The sequence below is a fragment of the Streptomyces sp. NPDC055632 genome, from assembly GCF_053618675.1.
This window is the reverse complement of sequence record NZ_JBSHHY010000018.1, coordinates 26,977-51,781: the sequence shown is the minus strand read 5'-3', so window position 1 is coordinate 51,781 and position 24,805 is coordinate 26,977. Positions and strand designations below refer to the sequence as shown.

20 protein-coding genes and 1 pseudogene are annotated in these 24,805 nt (G+C 69.1%); 13 read left to right on the top strand and 8 right to left on the bottom strand.

Features of this window, described 5'->3' with window-relative positions; translation table 11 throughout:
• Positions 1 to 255: 255 nt before the first annotated feature.
• The 5 genes from ACWGSR_RS22820 (at position 256) to ACWGSR_RS22800 (ending at position 5,592) form a co-directional block, all read left to right on the top strand.
• The gene (locus tag ACWGSR_RS22820) at positions 256 to 1,197 is read left to right on the top strand and encodes an ABC transporter substrate-binding protein (protein ID WP_376235494.1); all 942 of its coding nucleotides are present in this window, start codon (positions 256 to 258) and stop codon (positions 1,195 to 1,197) included.
• Between the two features lie 2 nt (positions 1,198 to 1,199).
• On the top strand, positions 1,200 to 2,165 hold the full coding sequence (locus ACWGSR_RS22815) for an amino acid ABC transporter permease (RefSeq protein ID WP_376235497.1): 966 nt from the start codon (positions 1,200 to 1,202) through the stop codon (positions 2,163 to 2,165).
• Positions 2,162 to 2,926 (top strand): amino acid ABC transporter ATP-binding protein, encoded by a 765-nt coding sequence (locus tag ACWGSR_RS22810; protein ID WP_453568517.1) that lies wholly within the window; start codon positions 2,162 to 2,164, stop codon positions 2,924 to 2,926. The genes ACWGSR_RS22815 and ACWGSR_RS22810 overlap by 4 nt, the downstream gene beginning before the upstream one ends.
• Positions 2,923 to 4,140, top strand: a complete 1,218-nt coding sequence (locus ACWGSR_RS22805; protein ID WP_453568515.1) for a M20 family metallopeptidase — start codon at positions 2,923 to 2,925, stop codon at positions 4,138 to 4,140. The genes ACWGSR_RS22810 and ACWGSR_RS22805 overlap by 4 nt, the downstream gene beginning before the upstream one ends.
• A gap of 162 nt (positions 4,141 to 4,302) precedes the next feature.
• Positions 4,303 to 5,592, top strand: a complete 1,290-nt coding sequence (locus ACWGSR_RS22800) for a cyanophycinase (RefSeq protein ID WP_453568513.1) — start codon at positions 4,303 to 4,305, stop codon at positions 5,590 to 5,592.
• 83 nt (positions 5,593 to 5,675) lie between these two features.
• On the opposite strand, the gene ACWGSR_RS22795 is transcribed toward ACWGSR_RS22800, so the two are convergent.
• Positions 5,676 to 6,554 carry a MurR/RpiR family transcriptional regulator gene (locus tag ACWGSR_RS22795; RefSeq protein ID WP_376235506.1) on the bottom strand — a complete coding sequence of 293 codons (879 nt, stop codon included), beginning with the start codon at positions 6,552 to 6,554 and terminating at the stop codon, positions 5,676 to 5,678.
• Between the two features lie 431 nt (positions 6,555 to 6,985).
• Here ACWGSR_RS22795 and ACWGSR_RS22790 point away from each other — a divergent pair, with 431 nt between their 5' ends.
• Entirely contained in the window at positions 6,986 to 7,180 is a 195-nt protein-coding gene (locus ACWGSR_RS22790) for a Type 1 glutamine amidotransferase-like domain-containing protein (protein ID WP_376235508.1), read from the top strand.
• 319 nt (positions 7,181 to 7,499) lie between these two features.
• Here ACWGSR_RS22790 and ACWGSR_RS22785 read toward each other — a convergent pair whose 3' ends face one another.
• The 7 genes and pseudogenes from ACWGSR_RS22785 to ACWGSR_RS22755 all read right to left on the bottom strand — a co-directional run.
• Positions 7,500 to 8,240: a peptidoglycan-binding protein gene (locus ACWGSR_RS22785; protein WP_453568510.1), complete on the bottom strand. Its 741-nt coding sequence runs from the start codon at positions 8,238 to 8,240 to the stop codon at positions 7,500 to 7,502.
• Complete coding sequence (locus ACWGSR_RS22780) at positions 8,240 to 8,485, bottom strand: hypothetical protein (RefSeq protein WP_376235513.1); 246 nt, start codon at positions 8,483 to 8,485, stop codon at positions 8,240 to 8,242. The genes ACWGSR_RS22785 and ACWGSR_RS22780 overlap by 1 nt, the downstream gene beginning before the upstream one ends.
• Positions 8,486 to 8,581: 96 nt before the next feature.
• Positions 8,582 to 9,091 (bottom strand): hypothetical protein, encoded by a 510-nt coding sequence (locus tag ACWGSR_RS22775; protein ID WP_376235516.1) that lies wholly within the window; start codon positions 9,089 to 9,091, stop codon positions 8,582 to 8,584.
• A 184-nt stretch (positions 9,092 to 9,275) separates the two neighbouring features.
• Positions 9,276 to 10,433, bottom strand: coding sequence for an alanine racemase (gene alr / locus ACWGSR_RS22770; protein WP_376235519.1), 1,158 nt, complete (start codon positions 10,431 to 10,433; stop codon positions 9,276 to 9,278).
• Positions 10,434 to 10,552: 119 nt separating this feature from the next.
• Positions 10,553 to 11,545: a peptidoglycan-binding protein gene (locus tag ACWGSR_RS22765; RefSeq protein WP_453568507.1), complete on the bottom strand. Its 993-nt coding sequence runs from the start codon at positions 11,543 to 11,545 to the stop codon at positions 10,553 to 10,555.
• Positions 11,546 to 11,753: 208 nt separating this feature from the next.
• Positions 11,754 to 13,262: a PucR family transcriptional regulator gene (locus ACWGSR_RS22760; RefSeq protein WP_376235524.1), complete on the bottom strand. Its 1,509-nt coding sequence runs from the start codon at positions 13,260 to 13,262 to the stop codon at positions 11,754 to 11,756.
• A gap of 595 nt (positions 13,263 to 13,857) precedes the next feature.
• Positions 13,858 to 15,099, bottom strand: a pseudogene (locus tag ACWGSR_RS22755) (glycoside hydrolase family 10 protein); the annotation flags it as partial.
• A gap of 446 nt (positions 15,100 to 15,545) precedes the next feature.
• On the opposite strand from ACWGSR_RS22755, the gene ACWGSR_RS22750 reads away from it, so the two are divergent.
• The 7 genes from ACWGSR_RS22750 (at position 15,546) to ACWGSR_RS22720 (ending at position 24,480) form a co-directional block, all read left to right on the top strand.
• The gene (locus ACWGSR_RS22750; protein WP_453568505.1) at positions 15,546 to 17,177 is read left to right on the top strand and encodes a peptide ABC transporter substrate-binding protein; all 1,632 of its coding nucleotides are present in this window, start codon (positions 15,546 to 15,548) and stop codon (positions 17,175 to 17,177) included.
• Between the two features lie 72 nt (positions 17,178 to 17,249).
• Positions 17,250 to 18,176: an ABC transporter permease gene (locus ACWGSR_RS22745; protein WP_376235531.1), complete on the top strand. Its 927-nt coding sequence runs from the start codon at positions 17,250 to 17,252 to the stop codon at positions 18,174 to 18,176.
• Entirely contained in the window at positions 18,169 to 19,107 is a 939-nt protein-coding gene (locus ACWGSR_RS22740; protein WP_376235534.1) for an ABC transporter permease, read from the top strand. Before ACWGSR_RS22745 ends, ACWGSR_RS22740 begins: the two co-directional genes overlap by 8 nt.
• Before the next feature lie 6 nt (positions 19,108 to 19,113).
• Complete coding sequence (locus tag ACWGSR_RS22735; RefSeq protein ID WP_453568502.1) at positions 19,114 to 20,118, top strand: ABC transporter ATP-binding protein; 1,005 nt, start codon at positions 19,114 to 19,116, stop codon at positions 20,116 to 20,118.
• Positions 20,102 to 21,115: an ABC transporter ATP-binding protein gene (locus ACWGSR_RS22730; protein WP_453568500.1), complete on the top strand. Its 1,014-nt coding sequence runs from the start codon at positions 20,102 to 20,104 to the stop codon at positions 21,113 to 21,115. The genes ACWGSR_RS22735 and ACWGSR_RS22730 overlap by 17 nt, the downstream gene beginning before the upstream one ends.
• Positions 21,112 to 23,100 (top strand): N-acetylmuramoyl-L-alanine amidase, encoded by a 1,989-nt coding sequence (locus ACWGSR_RS22725; protein ID WP_453568498.1) that lies wholly within the window; start codon positions 21,112 to 21,114, stop codon positions 23,098 to 23,100. Before ACWGSR_RS22730 ends, ACWGSR_RS22725 begins: the two co-directional genes overlap by 4 nt.
• A gap of 180 nt (positions 23,101 to 23,280) precedes the next feature.
• On the top strand, positions 23,281 to 24,480 hold the full coding sequence (locus tag ACWGSR_RS22720) for a C39 family peptidase (protein WP_376235547.1): 1,200 nt from the start codon (positions 23,281 to 23,283) through the stop codon (positions 24,478 to 24,480).
• Positions 24,481 to 24,805 lie beyond the last annotated feature (325 nt).

The window sequence follows — 24,805 nt, the reverse complement described above, 5'->3', positions numbered from 1 at the left end:
AGGATTGGTAGCGGAACATACAAGTAATGCTCGTGATCGAGAAGATGTAAGTCCGGAACAGTGCGCCGTCCGATGGGATTGGGCCAAAAATACGTGCCAAAAGCACCCAAAGCCTTCTGCTGGCAAGGCTGAAAACCTCGTTACATGAACGTAATGAGACTTACATCTAGCCTTTCAATGGGTTCCTCTGTAACTTCGCAGCAGTGCCTGGCGATCAGACTCCGCCGGCAGAAAGCCACCGAGAGGTTCCAGGTGATGAACACTCTTATCGCACGCCCCGCGGCCGCCGCCGTCGTGGCGACCATGCTCGTGTCCCTGTCCGCCTGCGGAGACTCCGACCCCGCTCCCGTCGCGAACGGCCGGGTCTCGGTCGCCGGGGTCGAGGTCGTGAAGGACCAGGCCCTGCACGACATGCTGCCGGAGCAGATCAGGAAGGCCGGCAAGGTCCGGGTCGCCACCGACGTCCCCTACCCGCCTTTCGAGATGTACGTGAAGGAGGGCGAGACCGCCCTGACCGGTCTGGACTACGACCTCGGCCAGGCCCTGGGCGCCAAGCTGGGTGTGACCTTCGCCTTCTCCCCCCAGAAGTTCGACGGCATCGTCCCCGCCATCCAGGCCGGCAAGTTCGACGTGGCGATGTCCGCCATCACGGACAACAAGGAGCGCCAGCAGGTCGTCGACTTCGTCGACTACTCGCAGTCCGGCTCGGGCGTCCTCGTCGGCGACGGCAACCCGGCGAAGGTGACCACCCTCGACGACCTGTGCGGACGGAAGGTCGCCGTCCAGGCCGCGACCAACCAGCTCGACCTGCTCAAGTCCCACCAGGACGCCTGCGTGAAGGCGGGCAGGGGGAAGATCGACATCCAGACCTTCCCCAAGGACTCCGACGCCCAGCTCGCGCTGCGCTCCGGCAAGGTGATCGCCCAGGTGCTGACCAAGCCGGCCGCCGGCTGGGTCGCCAAGACGGCCGACAGCGGCAAGGCCTTCGACCTCGTCGAGGACCCCGCGGCCCCGGGCGGCTACAACGCCTCGCCCAACGGCATCGCGGTCAGCAAGCAGCTGCCCGAGCTGACGGACGCCATCCAGAAGGCGCTGCAGTCCCTCATCGACGACGGCACCCTGACCAAGATCTACAACAAGTACGGCGTCCCGTCCATCGCGGTGAAGGAAGCCACCAAGAACGCGGCGGTGGACTAAAGATGGCCGGCACGACCAAGGTCCCGCAGAGCACCACCGCCACGGACCGGCCCCCCACCGGGGAACTCGAGATCGTCCCCGTCCGCAACTACGCGCGCTGGATCGCGGCCGTCGCCTCGGTCCTCGCCCTCGTCGGACTGATCGGCTCCCTCGCCAAGAACGACAACCTGCACTGGGACGTCGTCGGCGACTACCTCTTCGCCGACCTCATCTTCGACGGCCTGGCGACGACCCTCTGGCTCACCGCCGCCGCTATGCTCCTCGGTCTGGCCCTCGGCACGCTGATCGCCGTCATGCGGCTCTCGTCCAGCCCCGTGCTCTACGGTCTCGCCAACGCGTTCGTCTGGGTCTTCCGCGGCACCCCGCTGCTCGTCCAGATCATCTTCTGGGGCTACGCCGCCGCCCTCTACAAATACGTCAAGATCGGCGTCCCCTTCACCGACATCACCTTCTTCCAGGCCGAGACCAACGCGCTGCTGACGCCGGCGATCGCCGCCCTCCTGGCCCTCGGCCTGAACGAGGCGGCCTACGCCTCGGAGATCGTCCGCGCCGGCATCCAGTCCGTCGACCCCGGCCAGACCGAGGCCGCCCACTCACTGGGCATGCGGCCCGCGCTCACCATGCGCCGGATCGTCCTGCCGCAGGCCATGCGCGTGATCATCCCGCCGATGGGCAACGAGACCATCAACATGCTCAAGATGACCGCACTCGTCTCGGTCATCTCCGCCCACGACCTGATGTCCAACATCCAGGACGTGTACGCCCAGAACTACCAGGTCATCCCCATGCTGGTCGTCGCCAGCATCTGGTACCTGGCCCTCGTCACCCTCCTCAGCGTGCCCCAGGCCTGGCTGGAGCGGCGTTACGGCCGCGGGACCACCCGCGCGGGACACGTCTCGCCCTTCCGTCGCCTCCTCGGCGGAACGGTGGAGCGGCTCGGCAAGAACAGCAAGGAGCAGAACCGATGAGCACCCCCATGGTGCGCGCCGAGGGCGTACACAAGCACTTCGGGAGCCTGGAGGTCCTCAAGGGCATCGACCTCACCGTGGAACGCGGCCAGGTCTGCTGCCTCCTCGGTCCCTCCGGATCCGGGAAGTCCACCTTCCTGCGCTGCATCAACCATCTGGAGCGGGTGGACGGCGGCAGGCTCACCGTCGACGGCGAGCTCGTCGGCTACCGCCAGCAGGGAGACAAGCTGTACGAGCTCCGCGAACGCGAGGTCGCCGACCGCCGCCGCGACATCGGCATGGTCTTCCAGCGCTTCAACCTCTTCCCGCACATGACGGCCCTCGACAACGTCATGGAGGCCCCCGTCAAGGTCGCCGGAGTGGCGCGGGCGGAGGCTCGTGAACAGGCCCACGCCCTGCTCGAACGGGTGGGTCTGGGCGACCGTGCCGGCCACTACCCCGCCCAGCTGTCCGGCGGACAGCAGCAGCGCGTGGCCATCGCCCGCGCGCTCGCCATGAAGCCCAAACTGATGCTCTTCGACGAGCCGACCTCCGCCCTGGACCCCGAACTCGTCGGCGACGTCCTCGACGTCATGCGACAGCTCGCCGCCGACGGCATGACCATGGTCGTCGTCACCCACGAGATCGGCTTCGCACGCGAGGTCGGCGACACCGCCGTCTTCATGGACGAGGGCGTCGTCGTCGAGGCCGGCGACCCCCGCCGGGTCCTCGTCGAACCGGAGCAGGACCGCACCCGCGCCTTCCTGTCCAAGGTCCTGTGAACGCGCCTGTCCGCCGGCAGGAGAGGCTCGACGACCTCCTCGACCTGGCCCGCGCCCGCCGCCGCAACTACCTGCGCGATCTGGAAGAGCTCGTCTCCATCGACTCCGGCTCCTACGACGCCGAAGGCGTCAACCGGGTTGCCGACTGGGTCGAGCGCAGGCTCGAACGGCTCGGGTTCGCAGTGGAACGGGTCCGCTTCCCGTCCACGCCCGACGGGCACCGGACCGGTGACGCCCTCGTCGGCCGCCTACGCGGCAATCTGCCCGAGTCGGCGGGCGGACGCAGGGTCCTCCTCGCCGGCCACATGGACACCGTCTTCGAGAACGGCACCGCGGCCACCCGCCCCTTCCGGATCGACGGCTCCACGGCATACGGCCCAGGCGTCAGCGACGACAAGGGAGGTCTCCTCGCCGGACTCACGGCTCTGGAGATCCTCGGCGAACTCGGCATCGACGCCTACGACGAGCTGGTCCTGCTCGCCACGCCCGACGAGGAGATCGGCTCACCCGCCAGCCGACCGCTGATCGAGGAAACGGCCGGCGGCGTGCACTTCGGCCTCGGCCTCGAATGCGCCCGCGAGAACGGCGACCTCGTCATCGCCCGCAAGGGCGTCGCCGACTTCCTCCTCACCGTCACCGGCCGCGCGGCCCACGCCGGCATCGAACCCGAACGCGGCGCCAACGCCGCCCTCGCCGCCGCGCACCTGACCGTCGCCCTCCAGGCCCTCAACGGCCACTGGGACGACGTCACCGTCAACGTCGGCATCGTCCGGGCCGGCACCCGCGCCAACATCGTCTGCCCCCAGGCGGAATTGCGCATCGAGGTACGCGCCGCCACGACGGCCGACATCCAGCGCGTCACCCGGGCCATCCGCGAAGCCGCCGACCAGCCCGGCGTCCCCGGCGTCACGGTCGAGATGGAGCAACTCGACCTGTGCCCGCCGATGGAGGACACCCCCGCCTCACGGCGGATGTTCTACCACGCGCGCAACGCGGCCCGAGCGGCCGGCATCGAGCTGGGCGCCGCCGCCACCGGTGGAGTGGGGGACGCCAACCTCATCGCCGGCGCGGGAATTCCCGTCCTCGACGGCCTGGGTCCGGTCGGCGGCGCCGACCACACGCCCCAGGAGTGGCTCGACGTCACCAGCGTCCCGCAGCGCATCGCCCTCCTCGCCGACCTGATCGCCTCCCTGGGTACGGCCGGCGCCACCTGAACCACACCGACGCCGCCCCGGCGCCGCCTACGCACAGCAACGGGAAACTCCGCTCCCCTCCGCTGCGGGTACGGCGCCGAAACTCCAGAAGGCGTCCGCCACGGGCCCGGCCACGCGTTCCGGCCCCATCCCGCCATCCACACACCCCTCGACGGAGTCACCATGCGCGTCCCTTCCGCACCCGCACGCCGTACCGTCCTCGCCTGCGCCCTTGCCGTATCCCTCCTCTCGGTCTGCTCCCCCGCCCTCGCCGACGCCCCGAAGGCCCGGCCCCAGGCGGGGTCCCTCATCCTGGTCGGCGGAGCCCTGAAGGAGAGCAACACCCAGGTCTACGGCGAGATCATCAAGCGGGCCGGCGGCCCCGGCGCCCGTATCGGGATCATCACCGCCGCCTCCGTGCCCGAGAGCCAGGACCCGCACGCGGACGACCCCGAGCAGTGCAGCAACTCCGCCTGCAACGGCGCTTACTACGCCGATGTATTCAAGCGGCACGGCGCCGCCGACGCCCAGTGGATCCCCCTTGACATCGACCACGTCGCCAACGCCGACTCGGACGCCGTCGTCGCGCAGATCAACTCCATGACCGGCTTCTTCTTCGGCGGCGGCGACCAGTACCGCTACGTCACCACTCTGCTGCGCGGTGACGCGCACCGGGACTCCAAGGTCCTGGCCGCCATCCGCGCCAAGCTCGCCCGAGGCGCCGTCGTCGCCGGGTCCTCCGCGGGCGCCCAGATCGCCTCAGGCCGCGACATGGTCACCGGCGGCGAGTCCTACGAGGGGCTCAGGGACGGCAGCGCCCCCGGCTACTTCGACGACCCGACGCGCCTCGGCTACCTCCCCGAGGGCGGCTTCGGCTTCCTCCGGTCGGGGCTCGTCGACACCCACACGGGCGCCTACGGACGCGAGGGCCGGGCGCTGCGTCTCGCCTCCGACACCGGCCACGACCGCGTCTACGCCCTGGAGGAGAACACCGCCCTCGTGGTCGACCGGCCGGGCAGCTCACGTGAGTACCTGAGCGTCCTCGGGCCGAACGGTGTCGCCGTTCTGGACCTGCGCGACGCCCGCGCGTACGACTCCGCGGACGGCTGGTCCCTCCGCCGGGCCCGGTACAGCTACCTCACGGACGGAGACCAGTACGACGCACGCACCTGGGCGCCGCGCGTCCACCCCGCCAAGCAGCCCCTGAAGCCCCTCGGCACGGCGCCCGTGCCCGTCAACACCGACGTCTTCCACTCGGCGGCCAACCACGACGGCACCCCGTACGCCTTCCGGACCACCGCGCGGGCGCTCGCCTCGACACGCGCGCAGAACAGCGCGACCGCGACCACGTTCGAGAGCGGGCCGCAGTTCACGGTGACGTTCACCAAGGGACGGGGATTCGCCGCCTTCACCGGCGACGGCACGGACGCCCGCACGCTCATCTCCCTGCGCATCGACATCGCGCCGCGCTGATCGGCCGAACGACACGGTGCCGACCCCCGGAAGGGGGGCCGGCACCTTTCACGTCGCCGACCGGACCGTGACACGCGATCCGCTCACAGCAGGCCGGTGCGCCGGGCGACCCTCTCCGCTTCCTTCATGCGCTCGTGGCCGCTGCCGCCGACCCGGTCGAGGACGGCGGCGACGAGTGCCTCGACGACCGCCAGGGCCGGGACGAGGCTGTCGTAGGGGGAATCCGAGGAGACCTGGGTGATGAGGACGACATCCGCATGGGCGGCGGCGGGGGAGAGCCACGGGTCGGTGAACACGATGACCTTGCCACCCCGCTCCCGGGCCAGTTCGGCAATCAGCGTCTTGTCGGCCTCGTAACGTCGAAAGTCGAACAGCACGGTGACGTCGCGCCGGGTGAGCTGCGTGAGGAAGGAGGCCCGCTCCACGTCCTTGTGTGGCAGGAAGCTCACCTGGTCGCGGAACTGCATCAGGTGCAGGCCCAGGTACTCAGCCATCAGATGGGTGAACCGTCCGCCCCCCACGTGCACGCGACGCCGGGGGTCGGCGAGGAGGCCGACAGCGTCCTCGAACTCGTGTGCCGACACCTCGTCGAAGGTCTGGGCGACGGCCTGTCGCACGAGCGACGAGCGTGCACCGAGCCGGGTGGTGTCGGTGTCCTGCGAAGCCTCCGTCCGCTCGTGCTTCGACGTCTCTGCGGCCGTGTAGAGGGTGATCGGTGAGGCGTTGCGCGCGTCGAGCTCGGAGCGGAGAGCGGCCTGGAGATCGGGAAAGCCCCGGTAGCCCAGCCGGGAGGCGCACCTCAGTACCGTGGGTGCCGACACGCTGGCCCGCTCCGCGATCGTGGCGACCGTCTCGAAGACAGCGGCCGGATACCCCGCCAGCAGTACCCGCGCGACCTTACGCTCCGCGGGACTCAGCTCTCCAAGCCGACTGCGGATCTCGTCGGCCAGCGTGGGGCTCATGGCTTTCCCTTCTGCGTCGTGGGATCACCGAGGCGAACGGCAGCCGTCGAGGCCGAGTCCTCCGGCGCGCCACGTTTCAGATCAGCGAGTTTCAGAGATCGAATGTACCGCCTATTACGGAATCTGCCCAGGCCCCCTGAGAGGGCGCAGTAGAGGGCCTACGCAGATAGAGCCGAATGTGTTCTTGGTGCAGCTCCCGGTCTGCTTCGGCGGAGGTGACCACGGCGTCGAGTACCGTCGCACCGGTCAGCGCCGCCGGCAGTGCGGTTACGACGCGGATTGTGCCGGGCACCTCCGCAAGGACCATGCGTTCCGACAGCCGGCGGTGACGTTCTCCGTTGCGTCGAGCGGTTTCTCAGGGCGTTCCGGTCACGTTCAGGCGAGGCAGGCGTCCTGGAGTCTTTCCGGCGAGAACTCGTCGACGAGGCCCTGTGGTGTTCCTGCTCTCTCAGGACGTGATCTACGTGGGTGAGGGCAGCACCGCGGACATGCCGGTCGTCCGGCGGGTGCACGGCGTGGACCGGCTGCTTCGTGAAGCCTTCGACCGCGGTGTCCTGCCGTGCGGCATCAGCGCGGTGCCAACTGCTGGGCCGAGGGTTCTCGCGCCGATTCCTTCGGCCCGCTGACCCACCTCGCCGACGGATCGGGTCTGCTGCCCGGCTCGGTGTGCCCGCACTACGACAGCGAGCCGTGCCGCCGAACGTCCTGTCCGAAGGCCGTGGCCACCTGCGCGCTTCCTGCCGGCTGGGCGGTGGAGGACAGAGTCGGCGCCCAGTTCGCCGACGGCCACCTGAGCGACTGCGTGACACACACCCCGGGCTCGGCTCTACCTCGCAGACCCGACGCCAGAGGGCGAAGCCACCGACCGTACGCCCGGAAGGTGCGCGCCGGTGTCCCGCACCGAACCACTGTGCGGGACACCGGCACCCTCATGGGGACGTGGCTTCAGGCGAGCGTCGCTCCCCACGTGGCGGGCCCGACGACGCCGTCCACCGTCAGGCCCCTGCGCGACTGGAAGCTGCGGCATGCCGCGTCGGATCCGGGGCCGTACTGTCCGTCCACGGTGAGGGCGTAACCGTGCGCGTTGTTCATGCGGTACTGCCAGGTCGCCACGCTCGCGTGCACGGTGACCGGCGACTGCCGGAAGGTGATGCCCGGATAGGGCAGCGGGCCCCCGCCGAAGTTGACCTCGCCGCTGAGCACGCGGGAGTACAGGTTCCCCGGGCAGCCGGTCGCGTGGTGGTCGCGGTGGCCGGTGATCGCCTGTGCGGCTCCGCCGGACACCCGCAGGCGGTTGATCCCGTAGCGGATGGCGTCGATCAGGCCGGCGGTGACGGGGTCGTAGTCGCTGCCGGTGCCGCCGGTCAGGGCGCAAATCGCGTACCAGTCGTCATTGCCCTGAGCGGTGCCCTGGGCGGCAGTGCGGACGTTCTCGCCGCGCCCTTCGAAGAGGTAGCCGTGCACACAGGCGAGGTGACTGTAGGCGATGTCCGACCAGCCGTTGCCGTCCATGTGGTAGTTCTGGATGCCCCGTACCTGGGCAGCGCAGTCGGCGTGATCGGCCTCGGCCACCTTGACCGCGTCGACGTGATGGACGGCCACACCTCCCTGCGCGGGAGTGATGGCGTTGCTGACGCTCTTCGGGGCTCGGGCGCCCCACTGGGCGCGAGTGACGAACGTGGCCATCAGCTCTTGCCTCCGTGTTCCGCAGCGCAGCCGACGGCGGCGTTCAGCGGCTCCGCGTGCGCGGTCCGGACGGCGGCGGAGTCGTAGAGCGCACCGGACTCGCGGGGGGTCGTCACGAACGGCCTTGCGCGGGGCGTCGCCGGAAGGGGCACCGCCTGTGCGGCTCCGGAGTGCAGGGCGGACATCGCGAGTGCGCCGCCGACTGCTGTCAGCAGCGCGGTGCGGCGGGAGATTTCGGGGGGCAACGTTCCTCCATGTGTGGTCAATGGCTCACGGTTGCGGGCGCAGTGGCTTCGCGAGCCGGTGGGCCCGGACGGGCCCACCGGGCGGAGGGGCATGGGTCAGCAGCCGCCGCAGTTGTAGAAGGTCACGTCCCAGTGGTTGCCCTCGTCGGCGTAGACGTTGCCGGCGCCGGACTTCCACTGCGGAGAGCCGTCGCCGCGCACGCCGATGTAGGTGAAGGTGTTCTTGATGTAGTTGCCCAGGCAGGTGTACTTGCTGAAGTCGAGCTTGTAGCCGTTCCAGTGGGAGTAGGTGCCGCTCGCGTGCCCGGTCTCGGTGCCGCCGGTGATGTTCAGGGCGCAGCCGCTGGCGTTCTTGAGGGTCTGGGCGCCCTGGGCGGTGGCGAGGTTGAGCTGGTCGAAGGAGGTGCAGGTGGGGTTGTTGCGGTCGGAACAGTTTCCGGAGGACGACCAGGTGATTCCGGAAGTGCTGAACATCGACGTGGCAGTGGTGTGACTGATCTTGGTGACGGCGTAGGCGTCGCCCGTGGCGGTGAGAACGCCGACACCGGGAGCGAACAGTGCGCCGGTGACGAGTGCCAGTGCGGTCAAGACGGACCGGATTTTCATGCTGCGTCTCCTGGGTGAGAGGTGGATGGAGCGCCCCTTCGGCGTGAATGCCGCGCACGAAGGGAAGATCTGGGGTCTGGCGGGCTTGGCCGTGTGACGGCACCGCCTGCCGTCCGCCGGTGCCGTACGCGAAGAGGCACGAATGAGGGTGGTGCGGAGGGTGGGAAGATGCCTTGCCCGCGGGTCAGGGTCGGTCGTTCGCGTACACGCGCGGAACGCGCGTCCCGATCCGAGTGACGATTTCGTACACGATGGTGTCGGCCGCCTCCGCCCAGTCCTGGGCCGTCGGCTCGCCCCGGTTCTCCCGCCCGAACAGGACGGCTTGCGCGCCCGGCTCCAGTTCGTCGCCGCCGAGGTCGACCATGAACTGGTCCATGGCGATCTGCCCGGCCACCTGGCGTATGTGGTCTCCGATGAGGACGGGGCCACGGCCCGAGGCGTGCCGGGGGATTCCGTCCGCGTACCCGAGGGGGACCAGTCCGATGACCGTTTCGTTCTCGGTGATGTGGCGCTGCCCGTAGGAGACGCCGTGACCACCGGGCAAGTGCTTCACCAGGGCCATGCTCGCTCTCAGCGACATCGCCGGCCGCAGGCCGAGCTGGGTGGAGGTGCCGATCCCGGGGCTCGGCGAGAGTCCGTACATGGCGATGCCCGTCCGGACCAGGTCGAAATGGGCCTCGGGGAGGGTGAGGGTCGCCGACGAGTTGGCGATGTGCCGGACCTCGGGTTCGACCCCTGCCTCCTCCGCCTGCTCGATCATCGAGCGGAAGACATCTACTTGCGTGGTGTTCAAGGGATGGCCGGGTGCATCCGCACAGGCCAGATGCGACCAAAGGCCGGTGATCCTGACCAAGCCGCCCCTCTGCGCCTTTAGGGCCTCGCCGACGAGCCGGGGCCAACGGGCGGGCTGACAGCCGTTGCGGCCCAGCCCCGTGTCCGCCTTGAGCTGGATGCGGGCGGTCTTCCCGGTGGACCGGGCGGCCGCGCACACCTCGTCAAGGGCCCACATGTCGCTCACCGACATGTCGAGTCCGGCCTCGATACCTCGGTCCCACGGATCGCCGGGGGACCACAGCCAGCACAGGACCGGTACATCGCTGATGCCGGCGGCCCGCAGCGCGAGTGCCTCGTGAGGCGTGGCCGTGCCCAGCCAGGACGCGCCCGCGACGAGCGCCGCTCGTGCACAGCGGACGGCGCCATGACCATAGCCGTCGGCTTTGACCACCGCCATCAGCTGGACGTGGGGGGCGATGCGTGCGCGCAGTGTCCGGACATTGTGCCGCAGCGCGCCGAGGTCGATCTCCGCGCCGGCTCGTCGTGGAAACGAGGGGTCCGTCGTCACTGGCTCTCCCTTCGAAGGGCGTTCTGTACGGACGCGCCGAGCATCTGTCGGCAGGGGAGCGGCCGATATGCGCCCGGCATGAGGGGGTGGGCAATCCCCACCCAGCGGTCGCCCTGTGGTCAGGAGGTGCAGCCGGAAGCCGGGAGAGTCCACGGGGACGGCGGAGTGAGGCCGTCGTACAGGGCGATCAGCAGTTGCTGAGGACAGACGGACACGCCCTGCCGGAAAATGCCGAAGTGGAGGTGAGGGCCGGTGGAGTTACCGGTGTTACCGGTATGTGCCACCAGTTGGCCGGCGGTCACGCGGGTTCCGTCACTCACGCTGCGGCTGTCAAGGTGGCAGTACTGGTAGATGATGCCGTCATCGCCGTCGATCGCCACGCCCAGACCGCAGGATTCGTCGAGTCCGCCGTTGAGGCGTGCGGTGCCGGAGGTGATGGCGTACGCGGGTGTTCCCGTCTCGACCGCGATGTCACTGGCCGGGTAGTCGTGATGGGGCCACAGCAGGCTTTCGCGACCGTCGTGGACGGCGGTGCGGGGGATGATGAAGGCGTAGGTGCCCACAGCACCGGATCCAGGCGGTGAACCGAGCAGATGCTGCCAGGTCGTGGGGCCTACGGTCGTTCCGCCGGTGAGTCGGTGTTGCGTCTTGTAGTCCTGGACGGCGGCGCTGGTCCCCTCCCCGAAGACACCGTCGGCGGCGATGGCGTACCCGTGCTTGCGGAGTTGGAACTGCAGGGCGCGAACGGCGTTTGCCTGGGTGGAGCCGGGGGCGACGGAAACCACCAGTCTGCTCCAGGTTGCCGGTCCCACGATGCCGTCGGCCGCGAGGCCCTGGCTCTGCTGGTAGGAGATCACGGCGCTTTTGGTCTGTGCGTCGAAGTCGGCGTTGGCCGTGACGCTTCCCCCCTGCTGGCGCAGGAGGAACTGCAGGCTGGCTACGTCGTTCCCGGTCGCTCCCTTCCGCAGCAGAGGCCAGTCCGGAACGGCCGCATGGGCCGGGACGGCGGACAGCAACCCCAGGAGAAGAACAGTGATGATCGTGGTGAACGCTGCGCGCGTGCCTCTGTGACGGGAACTGCGCCTGGCGAAGGTGGCGGATGCTGAGACCATGAACGGCCCTCTCTGCTCGTACGATTACCGACCCCGGCGACCTCACGGGAGGCGGGTTTCCCAGGAGGGCGGAGCATTGTGGCCGCTCGCGGAGAGCGTGGCCGCAGACGTACGGTAAGAACCAGCCCGACCGTCTTGAAATGGACGGGATGTCGATCCGTCCGCAGGTTGCTTGGACTGTTTAACCCTGTGTGGGAATGGCGTTCCTCTATCTCTGCTGATGGGGCAGGGGTGTTCCCACCGCGCGGGCCGTCAGCGCCAGCCAGAAGTCGACCCGGTCTTCGGCTCGGTCCTGCTGTCGTCCCGTCAGTCTGGCCACCTTCTCGATGCGGTTCTGGACGGTGTGCCGGTGCAGACCGAGCAGAGAAGAGGTCTCGGCCCAGGATCCGTTGGTCTCCAGCCAGACCCGAAGGGTTTCGATGAGCTCCCCCGCGGGGTCGGCCGTATCGATCGGCGCCAGAACCGTGTCGGCGAACGCCGCCAGCGTTGCGGGACTTCCAAGGCTGAGCAGGAGCCTGACGGAACCGGCCTCGGATGCGCTGACAGGACGCCCCAGCTCGGCGCTGGAGGACAGGAGAGCGATTGCCTGGCGCACCGAAAGGGCCGCGTGCTGGGGGGCGACCGCCGGTCCGATACTGGCCGGGCGGCCCGGTGCGAAGCGGCGGAGCACCGCCGATATGTCCAGGTTTTCCGAGACGACCATCTCCACCCTGCCGCCGGTCACGCGTGCCAGCCCTCCCGGCACCGCCAGGGCGAGGTCTGCCGCGAGTTCGACCGGATCGCCGGCGGCGAGCACCGCCACGGCCCGGATGGTGGAGGAGGGGACGCCGACGCTCTGCAGCAAGGCCCGGGCCTGCTCGGCCGTGATGTCGGTCTGGAACAGCCGGGCGAGAAGGGCCGCCCGGTGGCGGCGTTGCGGCTCGTCCGCCAAATGGCGGCGTTCCAGCTCGACCGAGAGCAAGGACACCAGGACGCTGATGAGCAACCGCACTTCCGGTGAGTCCGCGTTCAGCAGGATGAGGAAGCCGCGCAGCCTGGTGGTGCCGAGCGGCTGCACCACCAGTCTGCCGCACGGCAGGTCGGCGCCACCGCTTCCCCGCAACCCGTGCAGGGCTACGGTCTCGATCACCGTGGCAGCGTTCGTCAGGAGCTCTTGCCCGTCGGTCCCGGCCGAGCCGAGCAAGCGTCCTGAGGCATCACAGACGGCAACGCCCGAGCGCACGGCCTGGAACCAGGACGAGAGCAGTCCCGTCAGTCCGTCACTGGAAGCCGCTGCGGAAGACAGACGGCGCTGAGTGCGAAGGGTTTTCTCCAGCAGGCGTCGTTCCTCGGACGCGCGCGCCGCGAACACGGCTTTGGTGATGGCCGCGAACGCGACGCTCGACGGCGCCGCGAGCACGGGCATACCGGCCTGTTCCGCATGGTGGCTCAAGACGGGCGGCACTGTCTGCAGGGGGAGACCCGGGCCCACTCCTACGATGAGGGCGGCTGCCTTGCCGGCGCTGAGTTCTTCGACGTACGCCGCGTAGTCGCTCTCGTCAGCCGACAGCAGAAGACCGCTGGTCATCACCACTTCGGCGCCCTCGAGCCAGGACGCGGGACGGGTGTTCTCGGTGGCGTGCGCTGCCTCAACGACTCGGCCGAGCCCCGTACTTCCGGCTACCAGGCGGAGTCGAAGGGAGGGAATGGCCAGCAGATCACGAACGGTGAGAGGCATGGGACGCATGGTCCACGAAGCACTTCCGCCTGTCGACCTTGTGTCCAGGGCCGATGCGAAGATCGTCCGGGACGACGCACCGGCATGCTCACCTCACAGGGGTCGTGGTGGTGAGAAGAACACTCTGCGTCGGGCGTGACGTGGCCGGCAGTGTGGCAGGGCGGGACAGGGCTCCGAGAAGCACGGTGGGAGCCGCGCGGCACCGACCGTCCCCGGACGGCATCAGGAACGGTCGTGCCGATCGGCGATGTCAGCGCGAAGGACGCGACAGCCTGCTTTGACGCTGGATTCGATCCACGGCCGCCACGGCGTACCAACATCCGGCCGGGGCTCCGCCATCGTGGTAGGTGGTTCGTGCCCCGCCGGGGACCACCGCGACAAGGGTGGCGTGTCCGGCATGAGGACGGGGGCCGGGATCGGTCACGAAGCGATATATCGCGTAACGGAAAGGACTGTGCTTGCTGCCCGGCGCACCTGCGGAGATGCGGAGAACGGCGGCACCGGTGGAGGGTTCCCGCTGAACCCTCACGACGGGGCGGAGCAGGTGGGGCCGCTTGCCCAAGCGTGCCGGCAACGGGCCCAGAACGGGTTCTCGCCAGTGAGCCAGCCGCATGGCGGCGAAGTCTCCCACGCGGTCCGCCCGGACATCCTTGGCGCTGAAGAACAGGTCACCGCCGATTTCGGGAAGTGTGGCGTTGAGCGTCAGGTGGCGCGTGAGTTCCTTGCCGTCCTGCCAGGGCGCCGGCTGGCCGGCTGCCCCGGACTTGTAGACCGCCTGCCCGATCCACAGCTCGGTGTCCGTGTCCCGGACCACCTCGGCCCACCAGGGCGTGAGGACGGCGTAGTCGGCCACCGGCAGTCCGATGTGCCAATACACCTGAGGGGCGATGTAGTCGAGCCAACCCCGCTCGACCCAGCCGCGGGTGTCCGCGTGCAGGCCGTCGTAGGACTGGAAGGCGGCGGTTCGTGATCCGCGGGGATCCGTGGTGGCATTGCGCCAGACGCCGAAAGGGCTGATACCGAACAGTGCGTTCGGCCTGATGGCGCGTACGGCGTCCCGCATCTCGCGGACCATGAGGTCCACGTTGGCGCGGCGCCAGGCGGCCTTGTCCGCGTAGCCCGCCCCATGGATGCGGAAAGTCTCCTCGTCGGGGAAGTCCGAACCTGCTGTCGGATACGGGTAGAAGTAGTCGTCGAAGTGGACGCCGTCGATGTCGTAGCGCCGGACGGCGTCGAGCATGGCCTCCTGGCAGAAGCGCCGGGCGGCCGGCACGCCGGGGTCGTAGTAGAGCTTGCCGCCGTATGAACGGGTCCACTCCGGGTTCGTGCGGGCCGGATGCCGAGGATCCAGCCGGGACGGGTCGGCCTGCATCGAGACCCGGTAGGGGTTGAACCAGGCGTGAAACGCAAGGCCCCGCTGGTGCGCCGTCTCGATCATGAAGGCCAGCGGGTCGTATCCCGGATCCTGCCCCTGCGTACCGGTGAGCCACTCCGACCAGGGTTCGAGGGGCGAGGGCCAGAAGGCGTCGGCTGTCGGTCGGATCTGCACGAACAGGGCGTTGAATCCCAGGGCGAGAGCGTTGTCCGCCAGCCTCACGAACTCCGCGCGTTGTGCGGCGGGGTCGAGGCCCGTGCGTGAAGGCCAGTCGATGTTGACCACGGACGCGATCCATACCCCTCGCATCTGCCGCTTGGCGGAAGGGCCGGAGGGCTCGGCGGCATGAGCTGCTACAGGGGCGAGTGCTGCGGTGCAACCGGCCGCTGCGAGAGCGGTGAGGACCGTTCGGCGGTCGAGGGCGGGACGGGGCGGTGAACCGGTTGCGTCTTTCGATGACATGGCTGCCTCCGCGGGAGAAGTGGTGTCGGCCTGTGGGACGGCCGGTGCTGCTTTGGACGTCGTGGGGCGCTCAGCAGGTGAAGCGAGGGGGAGCGGCTATCCACACGCAAGTAACAGCCATGAGCCTGGTGGCCGGAACGCTCCATATGTATCGTCTGTTTCGGCTTCTGGGCTCCGGTGTGATCGTCACCCCCTTGTCGAGCACGCGAACCAGGTCGTTGCCTCAGCGGGCAGGCGCAGGATTCGCGTGCCGACCGCCGCGCGCAGTCATGCTCCGCCCTGAAGGCCGCGAGCCGGTAACGACCTGATGTCCACCATGCCGAAGGGAGCTTGGACAATCCGTCGATCGTCTGCCCGGCGGCCGAATACCTACGGTGTCGCCCCGGCCCCACTCCACGAATCGTCCGTCAGTCGTCCCGTTCAGGGCTGCGAACCGCCTTCCCGAAATGAGCACAGTGCACATGAACACCGCCCGCCCCACCGCTCTGGCGGCACCGGTCGCCCTCACCCTCGCTCTGGTCGCCACAGCCTGCGGCCCGGCAGAGCCGACGAAGCCGAACAACGCGTCCAGCAAGCCCGGCGGCGCCTACTCGGTCGCGCTGACCGAGCCGGACCACCTTCTGCCAGGTCGCACCACCAGCAGCTACTCCCTGCAGGTCCTGCAGGGACTCTTCGACCCGCCCGCCTCCCTCGACCCGAAGGACGGCACCGTCAAGCCGCTGGCCGCCCTCTCCTGGACCACCGAGGACAACGTCGTCTGGACCGTCAAATTCAGATCCGGCACCACCTTCCACAACGGCGAGAAGGTCACCGCCACCAGTTTCGCGGACGCGTGGAACGCCGCCGCCTACGGCCCGAACGGCTGGGACAGCAACTACTACTTCGCCCAGATCAAGGGATACGACGCGCTCAACCCGGCGAAAGAGGGCGCCAATCCGACCGCCCGGACCCTGTCAGGGCTCGAAGTCGTCGATGAGACGACCCTGCGAGTCACCCTGAAGGCCCCCTTCGGCCAGTTCCCCATGCTGCTGTCCTTCCCCGCCTTCGCCCCCCTCCCCAAGACGGCCGTCGCCAAGCCGGACGTCTTCGACATCGCGCCGATCGGCAACGGCCCCTACCAGCTCGACGGACAGTGGGAGCGCAACCAGAAGATCAAGCTGAAGAAGTTCGCCGCCTACGGCGGACCCCGCAAAGCCATGGCCGACCGCATCGACTTCAAGATCTACACGAGCCGGGAGACCGCCTTCACCGAGCTCCAGGCCGGCAACGTCGACGTCCTGACGACCGTCCCGGCCGCCAACTCGATGCAGGCCAAGCGCCTCTTCGGCGAGCGCTTCTCCATACGTCCCAGCGGAACCATGGACTACCTCGGCCTGCCCGTGAAGGACCCCCGCTTCGCGGATCCCCGGATCCGCAAGGCCATCTCCATGGCCATCGACCGCAAGGGCATCACCCAGGCCATCTACAACGGCGTCTACAAGCCCGCCACCTCGGTCGTGGGCGACATGATCCCCGGACACCGTCCCGGCGCATGCGGCAAGACCTGCGCCTACGACCCGGCGGCCGCCAAGAAGCTGTTCGACGAGGCCGGTGGCTTCGACGGCCCGCTGGAGCTCTACTTCTCCAACTCCGACGCCACCTACGAGCAGTGGATGACCTCCATCGCCAACCAGCTCAAGGACAACCTCGGCATCCAGGACGTCAAGTTCCGCAAGATGGCACCCGCCGACCTGTCCCCGCTCCTCAACGAAGGACGGAACAAGGGCCCCTTCCGGCAGAACTGGGTCATCGACTACCCCAGCATCCAGAACTACCTCGACGGCCTCTACTACCCCGGCAACCGCTCGGGCTGGAGCAACAAGGAGTTCGACAGCCTCGTGGCGAAGGGCAACGCCGCCAAGGGAGGCGAAGCCATCGCGGCGTACCAGGAGGCGGAGGACATCGCGCTGCGTGACCTGCCGTACATCCCGCTGTGGAACTGGCAGGACCAGTCGGCGTGGAGCGACAGGATCGGCAACGTCGTCATCGACTCCTATGCCGCCGGCCTCCACCTGGACCGCGTCACCGTCAACCACTGAGGCCGTCACCGACCCTCTGCCGGCCCTCCTTCGGGAGCGTCACGCAGACCGATTCCCTGGGGGCCGCCCGTCATGTGGAGATTCGTCGCCCGTCGCCTGCTGCATGCCCTGCCCGTACTCCTCGGCACCACCTTCCTCATCTACACCCTCGTCTTCGTCCTGCCGGGCGACCCGATCCAGGGCCTCGCCGGCGACAAACCCGTCCCGCCTGCCGTCCTCGCCGAGCTGCGCGCCCGCTACCACCTCGACGACCCGCTGTGGATGCAATACACGCATTACCTCACCGGCCTCCTCACCGGGGACCTCGGTACCACCTTCACCGGCCGCGACGTGTCGGACCTGCTCGCCGACCGGTGGGCCGTCACCCTGCAGCTCGGCCTGACCGCCTGGGTCCTGGAACTCGTCCTCGGCATGGCCCTGGGCGTATGGGCAGGCCTGCGAAAAGGAAAGTGGGACGACAGCGCGGTACTCTTCGGCACCACTCTGGTCATCTCCGTCCCCGTCTTCGTGGTCGGGTACCTGGCCCAGCTCGTCTTCGGCGTACAGCTCGGCTGGCTCCCGGTGGCGGGCACCGAAGGCGGCTGGCCCCTGGCCTTCCTCCTGCCCGGTCTCGTCCTGGCCTCCTTCGGGCTCGCCTACGTCGCCCGGCTCACGCGCAGTTCTCTCATCGAGAACCTCCGGGCCGACTACGTGCGCACCGCCCATGCGAAGGGGCTCAGCCGACGGCGCGTCGTGGTCAAGCACACCCTGCGCAACTCCCTCATCCCCGTGGTCACCTTCCTCGGACTGGAACTGGGCGGTCTCATGGCCGGCGCCATCGTCACCGAGTACATCTTCAACCTGCCGGGCGTCGGCCAGCAGCTCTTCCAGTCCATCCAACTGCGTGAAGGACCCGTCGTCGTCGGCACCACCACCGCCCTCGTGCTCATCTTCCTGCTCGCCAACCTGCTCGTGGACCTGCTCTACGGGCTGCTCGACCCGAGGATCCGTCATGACTGACACCACCAGGACCCTGGAGGCCACGAGCGACACAGCCGAGGACACGGCCTCCCCCAAGACGCCCCCGCCGTCACGGCAGCGGGCCTCCCTCAGCAAGGACGCGTGGCTCGAACTCCGACAGCGCCCCACGGTATGGGCCGCCCTGATCACCCTGCTCCTCATGACGACCATGGCCCTGGCACCCGGCGTGTTCACCTCACTGCTCACCGAAGCCGGAGGCCGCTGCGACCTGGCCAACTCAAAGCTGGGCCCCTCCGCCGGCCACCCCTTCGGATTCGACCTGCAAGGGTGCGACTACCTCGCCCAGGTCATCCGGGGCACCCGGCCCTCGCTACTGGCCGGCCTCGCCGTCACCGCCGCCTCCCTGCTCATCGCCGTCGTCCTGGGTCTCCTGTGCGGCTTCTACGGGGGCTGGCTCGACGCCCTCGTCTCCCGCATCACCGACATCTTCTTCGGCCTGCCCTTCGTGCTCGGGGCCACCGTCATCCTGGTCGCCTTTCCCGACCACGGTCTCGGCGCCATGATCCTGGTCCTGACCGTGCTGGGCTGGACGACCATGACACGCATCATGCGCTCCCAGGTCATCGCGCTGGCCGACGCCGACTACGTGAAGGCCGCCCGCATGCTCGGGGCACGGCCCGCGCGCCTCATGCTGCGTCACATCCTCCCCAACGCCATCACCCCGGTCGTCGTCGTCGCCATGCTCAACGTCGGAGCGGTCATCTCCGGCGAAGCGACACTCGACTTCCTCGGCGTGGGCCTGCAATACCCCCAGGTCTCCTGGGGCCTGCAGCTGAATGCGGCCCAGGCCTTCGTCCTCGACTATCCCCACCTGCTCCTCTTCCCCGCTCTCTTCCTGTCCGCGACCGTCCTGAGCTTCATCCTCCTCGGGGACGCCCTGCGCGACGCCTTCGACCCCCGGCTGAAATGAGCGCCCATGTCCGCCGACACCTCTCCACTCCTGGAGGTCGACGACCTCTGCGTCGAATTCCGCACCCGACGCGGCACCATTCGCGCGGTCAACGGTCTGTCCTACACGCTCCGCGAAGGCGAGACCCTGGCACTGCTGGGCGAATCCGGATCCGGTAAGTCCGTAGCGGCCCAGGCCGTCATGGGGCTGCTCGACACCCCGCCGGCGCACATCACCCAAGGCGCCGTCCGGCTCCGCGGCGAGGACCTGCTCTCCATGCCGCCGGAGCACCACCGGACAGTGCGGGGCACACGCATCTCCATGATCTTCCAGGACGCGCTCACCGCGCTCAACCCCGTCCTGACGGTGGGCGACCAACTCTCCGAGATGTTCAGGGTGCACCGGGGGACGGGGCGCAAAGCAGCGCTAGCCCGGGCCGTCGCCCTCATGGACCGTGTCCGCATCCCGGCCGCCGCCCGCAGGATCCACGACTACCCCCACCAGTTCTCCGGCGGCATGCGCCAGCGCGTCATGATCGCGATGGCGCTCGCCCTGGACCCGGAAGTCGTCATCGCCGACGAACCCACCACCGCCCTCGACGTCACCGTCCAGGCCCAGATCATGCGGCTGCTCAAACAGCTCCAGGACGAAACCCGCATGGGCCTGCTGCTGATCACCCACGACCTCGGCGTCGTCGCCGAGGCGGCCGACCGCATCACCGTCATGTACGCCGGCCGCACAGTGGAGTCCGCCGAGGCGGAGGACCTCTACACCCGCCCCGGCCACCCCTACACCCGGGGCCTCCTCGATTCGGTCCCCCGGCTGGACCGCATGGGCAAGCCGCTCGTCCCCATCAGTGGTGCCCCACCACTGCCCTCCTCCGTTCCCACCGGGTGCGCCTTCCACCCCCGCTGCCCCCGCGCCGAACCGCGCTGCGCCAGTGAAGCACCCCCCTACCAGACCCTTTCGCCCGCAGGACACCGCAGTGCCTGCCACTTCGCCGAAGAGGTTCACCGTGTCCCCGTTGGCTGAGGCCGCTCCGTCCCTCCTCCAGGCAACAGCGCTCACCCGTCACTTCCCGATCACGGAAGGCGTCCTGCTGAAACGCCGCACGGGAGCGGTCAGAGCGGTCGACGGCGTCGACCTGACCGTTCGTCCGGCGGAGACGCTCGGCATCGTCGGCGAGTCCGGCTGCGGCAAGTCGACCCTGGCCTCACTCCTGATGGCCCTCGACCGTCCCACCTCGGGCAGCGTCGTGATCGACGGGCAGGATCCGTTCTCCCTGTCCTCCCGGGAACTCCGCACCGTCCGCCGTAGTGTCCAGATGGTGTTGCAGGACCCGTACACCGCCCTCAACCCGCGCATGACCGCCGGGCAGATCGTCGGAGAACCGTTCGCCATCCACCCCGAAGCCGTCCCCAGGGCCGACCGCGGGCGCCGCGTGGACGAACTCCTCGAAACCGTCGGCCTGGACCCCACCCACCGAGACCGTTACCCGCACCAGTTCTCCGGCGGACAGCGCCAGCGTCTCGGAATCGCACGCGCACTGGCGCTCGGCCCACGACTACTGCTGTGCGACGAGCCGGTGTCCGCCCTCGACGTCTCCGTCCAGGCGCAGGTCCTCAACCTGCTGCAGGAACTCCGCCGCGACCTCCGTCTCGCCTGCGTGTTCATCTCGCACGACCTCGCGGTCGTGCAGCACCTGTGCGACCGGATCGCCGTGATGTACCTGGGGAAGATCGTGGAGACCGGAACCCGGGAGCAGATCTACACGACCCCCCGCCACCCCTACACCCGCGCCCTACTTGCCGCGGCACCCGTTCCGGACCCGAGACGCCGTGCGGCCGACGACGAGCACCTCCTGGAAGGGGACCTTCCTTCCCCCGCCTCGCCGCCGTCCGGCTGCCGCTTCCGCACCCGCTGCCCCTACGCGCGCGAACAGTGCCTGGTCGAACCGGAACTGCGCACGCGCGACGGAGCCGAGCACCCCACAGCCTGCCATTTCCCCCTCACGAGGAGAAGCACATGAGAAGACCCGTCCCGCGCCGGCGAGCAGCCGGCGCAGCAGCCATCGTGACGGTCCTGATGACCGGAGCACTCGCCGCACCCCCTGCTCAGGCCCGCTCGTCCGTGGCCACCGAGCACGACACCAGCGCCGGGAAACCGTCCCGCGCGGAACTCTTCCACGAGGCAGGCGAGCGCCACCACGTGCCCGAGACGGTCCTGCTCGCGGTCTCCTACCTCCAGAGCCGCTGGGACGACCACCACGGCGCGCCCAGCGTCGACGCGGGCTTCGGCCCCATGCACCTCACCGACGCCCGGGCGGCGCTCGCCGAGACGCACCACCATTCGAGCGGCCACGAGGACCCAAGAGGCGATGCGTCCCGGCCGCCCCTCGTACGACGTGAAACACCCGTAGATCAGGAACGGCTCCCCGCCTCACTGGAGACCCTGAGCCGAGCCGCAGCACTCACGGGACTGCCCACGAGCCGCCTCAGGACCGACCCCGCAGCCAACATCGAAGGTGGCGCCGCGCTCCTCGCGGCCCACCAGCGAGCAGCGGGACTGCCTCTGAGCACCGACCCGGCCCAGTGGTACGCGGCGGTCGCGGCCTACTCGGGCGCCGGCGAAACGGGCGCGGCCCGCCGGTTCGCCGACGACGTCTTCTCACTGATCAACGCGGGAGAGTCGCGCCGCACCGACGACGGGACCGTCGTCACCCTTCCCCCCGCGCCCGTCCGGCCGGAGACCCATCAGCTGGAGAGGCTCGGGCTGAAGGCCACCGTGCCAGGCGCCGAGTGCCCCCGCGACCTGGGCTGCGACTGGACGCCGGCCCCCTACCAGATGCTCTCGGAAGAGCCGGGCGACTTCGGAAACCACGACCTCTCGAACCGCCCGTACAACCAGGCGATCGACTACATCGTCATCCACGACACCGAAGCCACCTGGGACACGACCCTCAAGCTGGTCCAGGACCCGACCTACGTGTCCTGGCACTACAGTCTCCGTTCCGCGGACGGCCACATCGCCAACCACCTGCGGGCGAAGGACGTCGGCTGGCACGCCAGCAACTGGTACGTCAACTCCAAGTCCGTCGGTCTCGAACACGAGGGCTTCCTGGCCGAGGGCGGCCAGTGGTACACCGAAGCCATGTACCGGACGTCCGCCCGCCTCGTCCGCCATCTCGCCAAGAAGTACGACGTCCCCCTGGACCGGGCCCACGTCATCGGCCACGACAACGTGCCGGGCACCGTGCCCGCCACCGTCGCCGGCATGCACCAGGACCCCGGCCCCTACTGGGACTGGGACCACTACTTCGACCTCCTGGGCAAGCCGTTCAAGGCCCAGGGCAAGGCCACCTCGTCGCTGGTGACCATCCGACCCGACTACGACTCGAACACGGAACCGTACTACTGCGGAGCGACCCCCGCCGACCTCTGCCCCGTGCACGGGTCCGCCTCCATCACGCTGCGCAGCGAACCCCGGGACGACGCCCCGCTGGTCACCGACGCCGGCATCCGGCCGTCCCCCGGCACCTGGTCCGTCTACAACCACGCCGCGCGTGTGAGCACCGGGCAGAAGTACGTGGTGGCCGAGCGCCGCGGCGACTGGACGGCCCTGTGGTACCTGGGACAGAAGGGCTGGTTCAAGAACGACCCCCGCCACGCGATGACGCTGCCCGCCAAGGGAATGGTGGCGCAGTTGCGCCCCGGACTCGACAGCGCGCCGCTCTACGGCCGCGCCTACCCGGAGCCCGCCGCGTATCCCGCCGACATTCCGGTCCAGCCCCTGGCGCCGCTGCAGTACACACTCCAACCAGGACAGTTCTACAGCGTCGGCCAGACGGTCAACGGTGAGTACTACCACTCCAAGACCTTCGAGCTCGCCGGCCACACCGTGGTCCGCGGCGCACTCAGGTACCACCAGGTGCAGTTCGGCCACCGCATCATGTTCGTCAAGGCCGACGACGTCGTCCTGACGTCCGCCGCCGGACTGCCTCGCGTACCGAACTAGGATCCGATCCGAACGACAGGCCCCCGACCGCAGGCGGCACCCGGAGCGGCCTGGAACTCCTTGTCGGGAAGTCCGGGCCGCTACCATGTGGGGCCCCGCCCGCCGCCAGCGACAGGCAGGGCCGTACCGGAGCTACGAGAGAGCGGCAGGAAAACCGTGACAGGCGAGAACCGTGGGCGCATGAACGACCCGTTCGAGCCCCAGGCGGTGCTGCACCGCTGGTCAGAGGCCTGTCACTTCTCCGACGCCACCTTCGGAGGAACGGCCTGGTCGGACGGGGCCCTGCGACTGGAGAACCCCGAAGGGCAAGAGACCTTCGTGGATCAGCACGGCCACGCCACGCTCGACTGGGACTACGCGACCTGCTCCACCGGCTGGCGTGAGCTGCCCTTCCCCGCCCAGGAGCTCATCCCCTCGTGGACGGCGCTCACCCCGGCAGGAACCCGGCTGATGGTCGGACTCCGCGTACGCGACGCGCAGGGGGACACCTCTCCCTGGTACGTCATGGCGCACTGGACATCGGACGACGACATGGTGCACCGCACCACCGTGCCCGGCCAGGCAGACCCCTTCGGAACGGCGGACGTGGACGTCTTCGTAGCGTCTCCCGGCCGGCCCGCGCTCGCCTACGAACTCGAGGTCCGGCTGGCGCGCGCCCAAGGCGCTCCCGAAGGACCCGTGGTGCGGGCCCTCTGCCTCGCCGCGTCGTCGACCCCTGCCGACCACCGCCAAGCGGTAAGCGGACCGGCCGGGGCATGGGGCAAGGTCCTCGACGTACCGCCCCGCTCCCAGGAGGTGCACACCGGCCACAGCCCGCAGTGGGACGGAGGCGGAGAAGCATGGTCGGCACCCACCTGCACCGCGATGCTGGTCGAGTACTTCGGCCACGGCCCGACCGATGACGAGACGGCGTGGATCGACCCCGCCGACACCGCCCCCCAGGTCGACTTCACGGCCCGCGCCGTGTACGACTACGCCTACAAGGGGTGCGGAAACTGGGCCTTCAACGCCGCCTATCCCGCCCGCTACGGACTCAGGGGCCTGGTCACGCGTCTGCGCTCACTCAGCGAGCTCGAACGCTTCATCTGCGCGGGCATTCCGATCGCCACGGCCCAGAGCTTCCGCATAGGCGAACTGGCGGGCGCGGGGTACTCACCGGCCGGCAGCATCAAGATCGTCTGTGGGTTCACGGACGACGGAGACGTCGTCGTCAACGATCCGCTCTCCGCCACCGACGAAGACGTGCGAAGGACCTACCCGCGCGGGGAGTTCGAACGCGTGTGGCTGTCGGCGTCCGGCGGCGGGGGAGTGGTTTACTTCCTGTACCCGCCCGACCTGCCCCTCCCCGCACACGTGCCCGGTCTCGACCCCAACTGGTGACCCGTACGGCACTTCCGGACCCGCCGCCTGGGGGACGTCTCTCCGACCGTGCCGGGCTCGCGCCGTCCGGTCCCACTCCGACTCGCCCGGCATGACGATCCCGATGACCGACGAAACGTCGTGTCCCTCGTTCCGAGCCGGGACTTTTTGTTGATCGCCCCGGTCCGGGCCACCTCTCTAACGTGTGGGTCATGAAAACGGCTCCGCCGCACAGCCGCGGTTCACGTGACGGCACGGTGCACATCTGCCCGCCGCCGTAAGGCATCCGGCCCCTGCGCCTGCCCCACGCACCCCGGCTACGGGCGGATCCCTGCTCGCCCGAACG